Raw genomic sequence first — 9277 nt, 5'->3', positions numbered from 1 at the left:
CTTGGAAGGGTGGAGGCACCCGCGACCGAGCGTATTGATGCAGTGGCACGAGCTGTGACGGAATCACTATCGATGCGGGCTGTCGGACTCAAGGTAGACGACGTTAGAGTCCAGAAGCGTCGTATGAAAGTCGATACCTTCTCAATTCGGTGCAGGTTCGCGCTGAGATTCGGCGATGTACGGGATGATACCGATGGCACCGTAGCCCGTGCCGACTCGGTGCGGGCGGCCTTTAATTCGCCCTTTCGTCCTTTTGTGCTGGCCAGCACTTCGGTCGGGCAGGAAGGACTGGATTTTCACACCTGGTGTCACTCGGTCGTGCACTGGAACCTGCCGTCGAATCCGGTGGACATGGAACAGCGCGAGGGGCGCGTTCATCGCTACAAGGGCCACGCGGTGAGGAGGAACGTCGCCCAGCACATCGGCCTAGCCGCGCTTGCGGACTGGCAGGGGGAAGGAGACCCGTGGGCCCGCCTGTTCGAGTGCGCTGAAGCGACGGAGTTTGGCCAGCAATCCGACCTGGCACCGTGGTGGATCTACGAGGCCGGGGACGCACGCATCATGCGGCGGGTCCTGCTGTTGCCATTGAGCCGAGACGTGGGGCGCCTCAGGCGCATGAAACGCCAGCTCGCGCTCTACCGCATGGTATTCGGTCAGCCACGACAGGAAGACCTGATCGCCTATCTGGATCATGCCCTGCCGGAGGATGCGCCTGAGGACTGGCAGATTTCTTTGCTCCCGCCTGCTCTGCCAGGTTGAACCCGTGCGCATGCGTTTTGGGAAAGCTGATCAATGGACACGCTGACGTTGGCACCTCAGGTTCTCCCAGGCAAAGCGTGTCTTGCTACGGATAGAGCGGCGGCGAGCGCCGCGTTACAAAGGGCTTTGACAGGGGGCGGGGAGCGCGTAGAATACGCGGCTCGAAGACGACAGGCGCGTAGCTCAGTTGGTTAGAGCACCACCTTGACATGGTGGGGGTCGTTGGTTCGAGTCCAATCGCGCCTACCAGTATTTTGAGAAAGCGAGCCAGGGTCTCCCGGCTCGCTTTTTTGTTTTGGGGATACGGACCATGGAAAGGTTCGCACGGTGGGTACATGCTTGCGGTATGGGTGCTTCGTTGGGGGCGGGTGTCGGACATCTGCGAATGAACGCGCGTACGTTGCTTCAGCCGCTGGTCGCGGCGGTGCTGCTGGCGTTTCTGGCGGCGTGTACCCCGATGCAGCCGGCGTCGGACCGGGTGGACCGTACCCCGCAGGCGCCAGCGGTACAGGGCGAGCTGGCGACCTGGCTGGATACGCTGCCGGCGGTCGCGGAAGGGCAGACGGGGTTCCGGCTGCTGGATACCGGGGCGGAGGCCTTTCAGTGGCGGGTGCAGAGTGCGCGCAAGGCGCAGGAACGCATCCATATCCAGTACTACATCTGGCGCGATGACGTGGCCGGTCGCACGCTGCTCGGGGAGCTGCTGGATGCGGCGGACCGGGGCGTGGCGGTGTCGCTGTTGCTGGACGACATGGATTTGCGCGGCAGTGATGACCTGCTGGCCGCGGTCAATCAGCATCCCAATATCGAGGTTCGCGTGTTCAACCCGTTTCGTACGCGCCGGGGTGCGGTGCGTGCGGGGGTGGAGTTTGTCTTTCGTGGCAGCGACCTGAATCGCCGTATGCACAACAAGGCCTGGGTGGTCGACGGGCACCTGGCGATCATCGGCGGGCGCAACATCGGCGACGAGTACTTCGAAGTCAGCCCGTATTACAACTTCACTGATCTGGATCTGGTGATGGTCGGCCCGCTGGCGACGGAGGTCGATCATTCGTTCGTGGAGTACTGGAACAGCCGCGCGGCGATCGATCTGCGGCGGATGCGTCGGGTGGAGCAGGACCCGGAGAAGCTCGCGCGCCACCGGGAGAAGCTCGACGCCTGGCTGGCCGAGCACCAGGAACATCCGCTGCTGACACTGGAGCCACTGAATGGTGTGCCCCTCGCCGAGCCGATTGATGATGCCGGGGCTTACACCTGGACGGACCAGGCCAAGCTGGTCGTGGATGACGTTGGCAAGGCCAAGGGCTACGAGCATATCCGGGACGGGGTCGCCGAGGCGGTGGCACGGCGGCTGGATGCGGTCGAGCACGAGTTGTTGATGATCTCGCCGTACTTTGTGCCGCGGCGGGATGGCACGGCGCAGCTGGTTGCGATGCGCGAGCGGGGCGTGCGGGTGAGTGTGCTGACAAACTCCCTGGCGGCGAATGACGTGGCCTTTACCCACAGCGGCTACTCGCGCCGCCGTCCCGCATTGCTGGAGGCCGGGGTGGAGCTACACGAGTTGCGCCCGACTGCGCTGCCGCCACGCGCAGCCGCGGATCGCGAGATGGGGATTGGCTCCTCGCATGCGAGCCTGCATACCAAGGCGCTGATCATCGATCGCGAGGAGGGGTTTGTCGGCTCGTTCAATCTGGACCCGCGCTCGCGCTATACCAACACCGAGCTGGGCGTGTTCCTGCGCGAGCCGGAGATCGTGCAGGAGCTGCTGGAGCTGTACGAGCACAGCACCCGGCCGGAGCTGGCGTATCAGGTTCGGCTGGACGACGAAGGCTGGCCGATCTGGACGGACGACGAGGGCACGCTCTACCGCACCGATCCGAAGGCGGGTATCTGGCGGCGCTTCTTGTCCGGGATTACGCGACTGGCGCCAGTGGAGCCGCTCCTGTAAACAGGGGGCCTGTCTTGCCGTTCACTATAGGAGTTGTCATGTCCAGAAAAGCACTCTCGCTTCTCGCCCTGCCGTTGGCCGCGCTGATCTCCACCGCCGGCGCCGATGAAGGCGAAATCCAGCGCATCCTGGAGGCCAAGGAGGCGGCCTGGGAGGCCGGTGATGGCGAGGCCTGGGCGCGGGACTATCAGGAAGACGCGGGGCTCGTGAACCTGTTCGGCACGCGCTTTGATGATCGCGCGACGAATGCCAAGCGGCATACCGAGGTCCTGCAAGGGCCGTTTGCCGGTACCTCGTTGAGCGTGGATGTCGAGGATATTTCGATGCTGAGCGAAGACACGGCGTTTGCCGAGGCTGTGCTGCGGGTATCGGATATCGAATCCATGCCGGCCGGGCTGCCGGATCGCGGCGATGGCGTGCTGTATACCCGCATGAGCTTTTTGCTCGAGCGGGACGACCACCACGGCTGGCAGATCCGGTTCGGGCATAACACGGTCGTGCATCCGTAGGGCTGTAGTGTCAGGGGGGTTACATGGAATGTAAGGCATGCGGGCGGGACAACCCGCCCGAGGCGCGCTACTGCAATGGCTGTGGAGCGGATCTGGTCGAGGTGGCCGCAGCGTCGCCGGCGCACGCCGGGCCGCCGGAGGATCGCGCCGCCTTTGGCGGGTTCTGGCGGCGTGTGCTGGCCACCTTGGTCGACATGGTGGTGATCGGGGTGCCGCAGATCGTGGCGCAGATGGTGATCAGCCCGGAGACGATGGCGACCAAGGGGCCGGAACCCGAGCTGATGGCGGCCGATATTGCCTGGATGGTGATCAACATCCTGGTCGCCTGGCTGTACTGGGCGGGGATGCACAGCTCCCGCTACCAGGCGACGGTCGGCAAGATGGCGGTGGGGCTGCGTGTGGTCGACTATCACGGCGAGCGCATTACCTTCATGCGCGCGACAGGACGCTATCTCGCGGAGATCCTTTCGGGCCTGCTGTTCGGCATCGGCTACCTGATGGTGGCGTTTACCCGCCGCCGCCAGGGGCTGCACGACCTGATCGCCGAGACGTTCGTCGTGCGCAAGGAGTGGCTGAACTAGGCCACCGCTGCGGTTGTAACGGCAGCGACGGTTTGTGAACCGCTCCCGGGCGTTGGGAGTCCGTATGGAATAACCCCGAGTGGGGAACTAGTCTCCAACGGAAATCCATACGGGTACCCCCGCCCAAGGAGCAGAGATGAAAATCGACACACTGATCGAGACGGCCGAGGCCATGGTGGCCCCCGGCAAGGGCATTATTGCCATCGACGAATCCACCAGCACGATTGCCAAGCGATTCGAAGCGGTGGGCGTGGAGAACACCGAGGAGAATCGCCGAACCTACCGCGAGCTCCTGCTCACCACACCGAAGCTGAACGAATACATCTCCGGCGCCATCCTCTACGACGAGACCCTTCGCCAGTCCACGCGCGACGGCAAGCCGTTTGTGGATGTGATGCGCGAGGCGGGCATCCTGCCCGGCATCAAGGTGGATACGGGCGCCAAGGACCTGGCGGGGTTCCCCGGCGAGAAGGTTACCGAGGGCCTGGACGGGCTGCGCGAGCGCCTGCAGGAATACGCCCGGATGGGTGCGAAGTTCGCCAAGTGGCGCGCCGTGATCACTATCGGCGAGACCATGCCCACCGATACCTGCATCGAGGCCAATGCGCATGCGCTGGCCCGGTATGCGGCGCTTTGCCAGGAGCAGGGGCTGGTGCCGATCGTGGAGCCCGAGGTGCTGATGGACGGCGATCACGACATCGAGACCTGCTATGGCGTCACAGAGGCGACGCAGCGGGCGGTGTTCAGCGCGCTGTACGAGCATCACGTGTTGCTGGAAGGCACGATCCTGAAGGCCAGCATGGTGATCCCCGGCAAGGACTGCCCGGAGCAGGTGGGTGTGGACGATGTCGCCCACGCAACGCTTCGCTGCCTTGCCTCCGCGGTGCCCGCAATCCTCCCCGGTATTGTGTTCCTGTCGGGCGGGCAGAGCGACGCGGATGCAACTGCGCACCTGGATGCAATGAATCGCATTGGGGGCACGCCCTGGCCGCTCTCGTTCTCCTACGGCCGCGGCATGCAGCAGGCCGCGATGAAGCTGTGGGGCGAGGACATGCAGGCGAATTTCGAGAGCGCGCAGAAGACGGTATACGAGCGTGCCCGCGACAATGGCCTGGCCGCGGAGGGCAAGTACGCGGCCTAGGGCGTGCGGGTCACGATGAGCGGGTGCAACCTGGAACCTGCGGCGTAGTTGATCTGAATCAATTCCCGCCGGGTTCCAGGTTCATAGACTGTAGCTGCCGGGCATGGGTCGGTCGGCGAGGGCACAAGGATCAGCGCTGTCGGCGCCGTGCCCCCGTATCGATTCCTCCGGCGGTGTATGTCGCGTCTTGGCCTGTTACCCCTAGGGTGACAGGCCTTTTTTGTGACCTGCGTTGTGGCTCTGGCAGGCTCCCGGAGCATTTTTTTGTCAGCGCAGATCGGATTGGAATGGGTTCGATTTTTATACGATCCCGCGCGAACTCGCGGTAACTCCGGTAGGCTGCGCACCCGATGACGACCAGGCCGATGGAACAAAATTGGCCAAAGCACGTCCGGAATAACCGGGAAGAGGACCGGAACAGGTCCAGCTAGAAATTGCGGTTTATCCAATTCAAACCACCAATAGGAGCCAGTCAATGAATCTGACTCGGAGAGAATTCCTGCAGGCCATGGCCGTGGCGAGCGCCGCCGGCTTCTCGATGAATGCCTGGGCCGGCGAGAAGGGATCGTGGAAGCCCCTGAGCAGCGAGATGTACGACATCCCGAAATTCGGCAATGTCTCGTTCATGCACTACACCGACTGCCACGCGCAGCTGAAGCCGATCTACTTCCGCGAGCCGAACGTGAACATTGGCGTGGGCGACATGAAGGGCAAGCCGCCGGTGCTGGTGGGCAACGAGCTGCTCGAGTGGTTCGGTATCAAGCCCGGTACGCCGATGGCGCATGCCATCACCCATCTCGACTACGTCGACGCGGCGGAGAAGTACGGCCGTATGGGCGGTTTCTCGCACCTGTCCACGCTGGTCAAGAAGTTGCGCGCCGACCGGCCGAACTCGTTGATGCTGGACGGCGGCGATACCTGGCATGGTTCTGCGGTGTCCCTGTGGGACGACGGTCAGGACATGGTCGATGCCCAGAAACTGCTGGGTGTGGACATCATGGTCGGCCACTGGGAGTTCACTTTCGGGGACGACCGCGTGATGGAGATCGTCGAGAACGACTTCAAGCCGAACGGCATCGACTTCCTGGCGCAGAACATCGAGGACCGTGACTGGGGCGACCCGGTGTTCGAGCCCTACACCATCCGCGAGATGAACGGTGTGCCGGTGGCGGTGATTGGTCAGGCCTTCCCGTACACCTCGGTGGCCAACCCGAGCTACATGTTCCCGGACTGGAGCTTCGGCATCCGTGACGAGCACATGCAGCGCATGATCAACGAGTGCCGCGAGAAGGGCGCGAAGGTCGTCGCGATCCTGTCGCACAACGGCATGGTCACGGACATGGAAATGGCCCGCAACCTGGAAGGCGTGGACGTGATCATGGGTGGTCACACCCACGACCCGATCCCCGGTGCGGTCGAGATCGAAAACGCCGGTGGCGACATCACGCTGGTGACCAACGCTGGTTCGAACGGCAAGTTCCTGGGCCTGCTGGACCTGGATGTCGGCGAGAGCGGCGTGCGCGACTACAAGTTCCACATGCTGCCGGTGTTCTCCAACCTGCTGGATGCCGATCCAGAGATGGAAGAGCACGTGAAGAAGGTCCACCAGCCGTATGAGGACAAGCTCAACGAAGAGCTCGCGGTGACCGACGGCGTGCTGTACCGCCGTGGCAACTTCAACGGGACCTTTGACGAGGTGATCCTGGATGCACTGCGCGAGAAGCTCGATGCCGAGGTGGCCCTGTCGCCGGGCTTCCGCTGGGGTGTGAGTGTCCTGCCGGGTCAGCCGATCACCTTCGAGGAGGTGATGAGCCAGACCGTGACCACGTACTCCGAGGTCCAGCGTAACGAGATGACCGGCGAACAGCTGAAGAACACGCTGGAAGACGTGGCCAACTCGATCTTCAACTCCAACCCGTATCACCACCGCGGTGGCGACATGGTCCGTACGGGCGGCATCAAGTACACGATCGACCCGCACGAGTCCATGGGGTCGCGTATCAGCGACCTGGAGATCAATGGCGAACCGATCGACATGGACAAGAACTATGTCGTGGCCGGCTGGGCGAACGTGCACGAGCCGCTGGATTCCGAGCCGGTCTGGGAACTGGTCGCGGACTACCTGCGCGAGAAGGGTACGGTCGAGGTCAGCAAGCCCTATCTGCCGAAGCTGAAAAACGTCGAAGGCGATCCGGGCCTGGAGATCTAATCCCGACCGTGGATTGGTGACCCGGATGTTCGGTCCGGTTACCCTCGAAGCCGCCTCACCCCTCTCGGGTGTGGCGGCTTTTTTCATGGAGGAGACATGGTGGCGATCGAGGCGACGGCGTCCGAACTGCTGTTTTACTGCCGCCCGGGTTTCGAGCCCGACCTGATTGCCGAGCTGACGGAGCGGGCGGCGGAGGCGGGTATGGCCGCCTATCCGCGCGCGAAGCCCGATACCGGATTTGTACGCTTTGTCCCGGCGGATGGCGATCTTGTGGGGCTGGCCGCGGCACTGCCGCTGGGTGAATTGATTTTTGCCCGGCAGCGGCTGGTGGCGCTGCACCCACTGGAACGGCTGAGCCGAGAGGATCGAGTGACGCCGATCCTGGATCAGCTTCAGTTGACGGGGATCTGTTTCGACTCGCTGTGGCACGAGTGCCCGGACACCAACGACGGCCAGTCACTGGTTCGGCTGGCGCGCGCCCTGGATCGACCCTTGCAGGCCGTGTTGCGCAAGCGCGGCCTGCTGGTCCCGGATGCGGCCGGGTTGCGGGCGCACCTGTTCTGGTCCGCTGGCGACCGGGTACAGATTGCATTCTCCCGGCCGGGAGAACGCAGCGACTGGCCGGAGGGCAAGCCGCGCCTGCGGGCGGCATCCGATGCGCCCAGCCGCTCCGCGCTGAAGCTGGAAGAGGCCTGGCACACATTTATCCCGGCGGAGCAGTGGCCGGAGCGACTGGCCGAGGGCATGCAGGCCGTGGATCTGGGGGCCGCTCCGGGCGGCTGGACCTGGCAGCTGGTGCGGCGCGGGATGCATGTGCATGCCGTGGACAACGGACCGATGGACGAGCGGCTGATGGCGACCACCCAGGTGGAGCATCACCGCGAGGATGCCTTTGTCTGGGAGCCGCCGAATCCGGTGATCTGGCTGGTCTGCGATATCGTGGACAAGCCGGCACGTGTTGCGGCCCGCATGGGGGACTGGCTGGAAAGACAGTGGTGCCGCGAGGCGATCTTCAACCTGAAACTGCCGATGAAGAAACGCTGGCAGACCGTGCGGGACTGTCTGGAACACCTGCATGAACGGCTGAGCGACGCGGGGCTGGCTTATGAGGTCCGGGCACGACAGCTGTATCACGATCGGGAGGAGGTCACCGTGCATATTCGTCTGGTCGGGGAACCCTTGGCGCGGTAGACTGTCTGTGTACTGTAAGGGGGCGACTTGGATTCGACGCGGGTCGCGAAACCTGAGGTGCATGCCGAGGATGTGGTGAGCCTCGTAAAAATCACTGCAAAAAAATAGTTGCCAACGACGACAACTACGCACTCGCCGCTTAAAAACCGGTAGATGCCGTCCGACTGGAGCCGTGCTTGTGCGTCCAGTATCGGGCGTCGACTCTCACAAGCTCGTGGTGAAGCGCGCCCGGCGTGGATCCATTAAAACTAAACCGGGATCGCCAGTTGTTTTCCCTGCCTGTCGGGTAGCGGCTGGTTAAACTCAAAGACAGAATAAGCATGTAGAGCCGAAGGCGGAGGGCCTGCGGACGCGGGTTCGATTCCCGCCGCCTCCACCAAATTAGCAAGTACAATCAAGCGCCTTCGGGCGCTTTTTTGTTGGAGAGCCGGGTATGGCCGTGCATCAGGACAGCTTTCGCGTACGCACCGAGGGGCGGGGCACGATCAACATCACGCGCCAGGTCGAAGAGGTCGTGGTCGCCAGCGGGATCACCACGGGTACCTGTCATGTCTTTCAGCACCACACCAGTGCCTCGTTGCTGGTGACCGAGAACGCCGATCCCGATGTCCGTCATGACCTGGAGACCCTGATCGCGCGCATGGCCCCGGACGGCGATCCGGCCTATCGGCATGACATGGAAGGCGACGACGACATGGCCGCCCATGCCCGCGCGATGCTGACCCACAATGACCTGACCGTTCCGGTCGGCCGCGGCCGGCTGATCCTGGGTACCTGGCAGGGCCTGTTTCTGTGGGAGCACCGCTACGCCGCCCACACGCGCACGCTGACCGTAACGGTCCACGGAGAGTGATCCAGTAGGCGGGTGGCGGTCCCGGCCCGGCGCCGGGTCCGGTACAATGCGCAGCCTTTGTCATCTCCGGGTATCGAGGAAGCGCA

General features: G+C 63.5%; 8 protein-coding genes, 1 tRNA gene and 1 other RNA gene. All 10 read left to right on the top strand.

Annotation, left to right across the window (positions count from 1 at the left end; genetic code table 11):
* Positions 1-759 (top strand): helicase-related protein (locus tag F791_RS0110415; RefSeq protein WP_255349510.1); only part of this gene is annotated, 759 nt, incomplete at its 5' end.
* Between the two features lie 172 nt (positions 760-931).
* Positions 932-1008, top strand: a tRNA-Val gene (locus F791_RS0110410).
* A 136-nt stretch (positions 1009-1144) separates the two neighbouring features.
* Positions 1145-2707 carry a phospholipase D family protein gene (locus tag F791_RS0110405; protein ID WP_019592542.1) on the top strand — a complete coding sequence of 521 codons (1563 nt, stop codon included), beginning with the start codon at positions 1145-1147 and terminating at the stop codon, positions 2705-2707.
* A gap of 38 nt (positions 2708-2745) precedes the next feature.
* Positions 2746-3216 (top strand): SgcJ/EcaC family oxidoreductase, encoded by a 471-nt coding sequence (locus tag F791_RS0110400; RefSeq protein ID WP_019592541.1) that lies wholly within the window; start codon positions 2746-2748, stop codon positions 3214-3216.
* 23 nt (positions 3217-3239) lie between these two features.
* A complete protein-coding gene (locus F791_RS0110395) occupies positions 3240-3797 on the top strand; it encodes an RDD family protein (protein ID WP_019592540.1) in 558 nt (185 codons plus the stop codon).
* Positions 3798-3933: 136 nt separating this feature from the next.
* Positions 3934-4938, top strand: a complete 1005-nt coding sequence (locus tag F791_RS0110390) for a class I fructose-bisphosphate aldolase (protein WP_018139212.1) — start codon at positions 3934-3936, stop codon at positions 4936-4938.
* 475 nt (positions 4939-5413) lie between these two features.
* On the top strand, positions 5414-7147 hold the full coding sequence (soxB, locus tag F791_RS0110385; RefSeq protein ID WP_018174298.1) for a thiosulfohydrolase SoxB: 1734 nt from the start codon (positions 5414-5416) through the stop codon (positions 7145-7147).
* A gap of 96 nt (positions 7148-7243) precedes the next feature.
* Complete coding sequence (gene rlmM / locus F791_RS0110380; protein WP_019592539.1) at positions 7244-8338, top strand: 23S rRNA (cytidine(2498)-2'-O)-methyltransferase RlmM; 1095 nt, start codon at positions 7244-7246, stop codon at positions 8336-8338.
* 18 nt (positions 8339-8356) lie between these two features.
* Positions 8357-8717, top strand: a transfer-messenger RNA (tmRNA) gene (gene ssrA / locus F791_RS13560).
* A gap of 54 nt (positions 8718-8771) precedes the next feature.
* Positions 8772-9191: a secondary thiamine-phosphate synthase enzyme YjbQ gene (locus tag F791_RS0110375; RefSeq protein WP_019592538.1), complete on the top strand. Its 420-nt coding sequence runs from the start codon at positions 8772-8774 to the stop codon at positions 9189-9191.
* Positions 9192-9277: the final 86 nt, after the last annotated feature.

It is taken from the genome of Thioalkalivibrio sp. ALRh, from assembly GCF_000381425.1.
Classification (GTDB): domain Bacteria; phylum Pseudomonadota; class Gammaproteobacteria; order Ectothiorhodospirales; family Ectothiorhodospiraceae; genus Thioalkalivibrio.
Note: the sequence above shows the minus strand (reverse complement) of the source record. Positions and strands in the feature narration are given on the sequence as shown.

Bases quoted from the DNA above. Each gene is read 5' to 3' on its own strand.
- F791_RS0110405 (WP_019592542.1), top strand. From the start codon at position 1,145: ATGAACGCGCGTACGTTGCTTCAGCCGCTGGTCGCGGCGGTGCTGCTG.
- F791_RS0110400 (WP_019592541.1), top strand. From the start codon at position 2,746: ATGTCCAGAAAAGCACTCTCGCTTCTCGCCCTGCCGTTGGCCGCGCTG.
- F791_RS0110395 (WP_019592540.1), top strand. From the start codon at position 3,240: ATGGAATGTAAGGCATGCGGGCGGGACAACCCGCCCGAGGCGCGCTAC.
- F791_RS0110390 (WP_018139212.1), top strand. From the start codon at position 3,934: ATGAAAATCGACACACTGATCGAGACGGCCGAGGCCATGGTGGCCCCC.
- soxB (WP_018174298.1), top strand. From the start codon at position 5,414: ATGAATCTGACTCGGAGAGAATTCCTGCAGGCCATGGCCGTGGCGAGC.
- rlmM (WP_019592539.1), top strand. From the start codon at position 7,244: ATGGTGGCGATCGAGGCGACGGCGTCCGAACTGCTGTTTTACTGCCGC.
- F791_RS0110375 (WP_019592538.1), top strand. From the start codon at position 8,772: ATGGCCGTGCATCAGGACAGCTTTCGCGTACGCACCGAGGGGCGGGGC.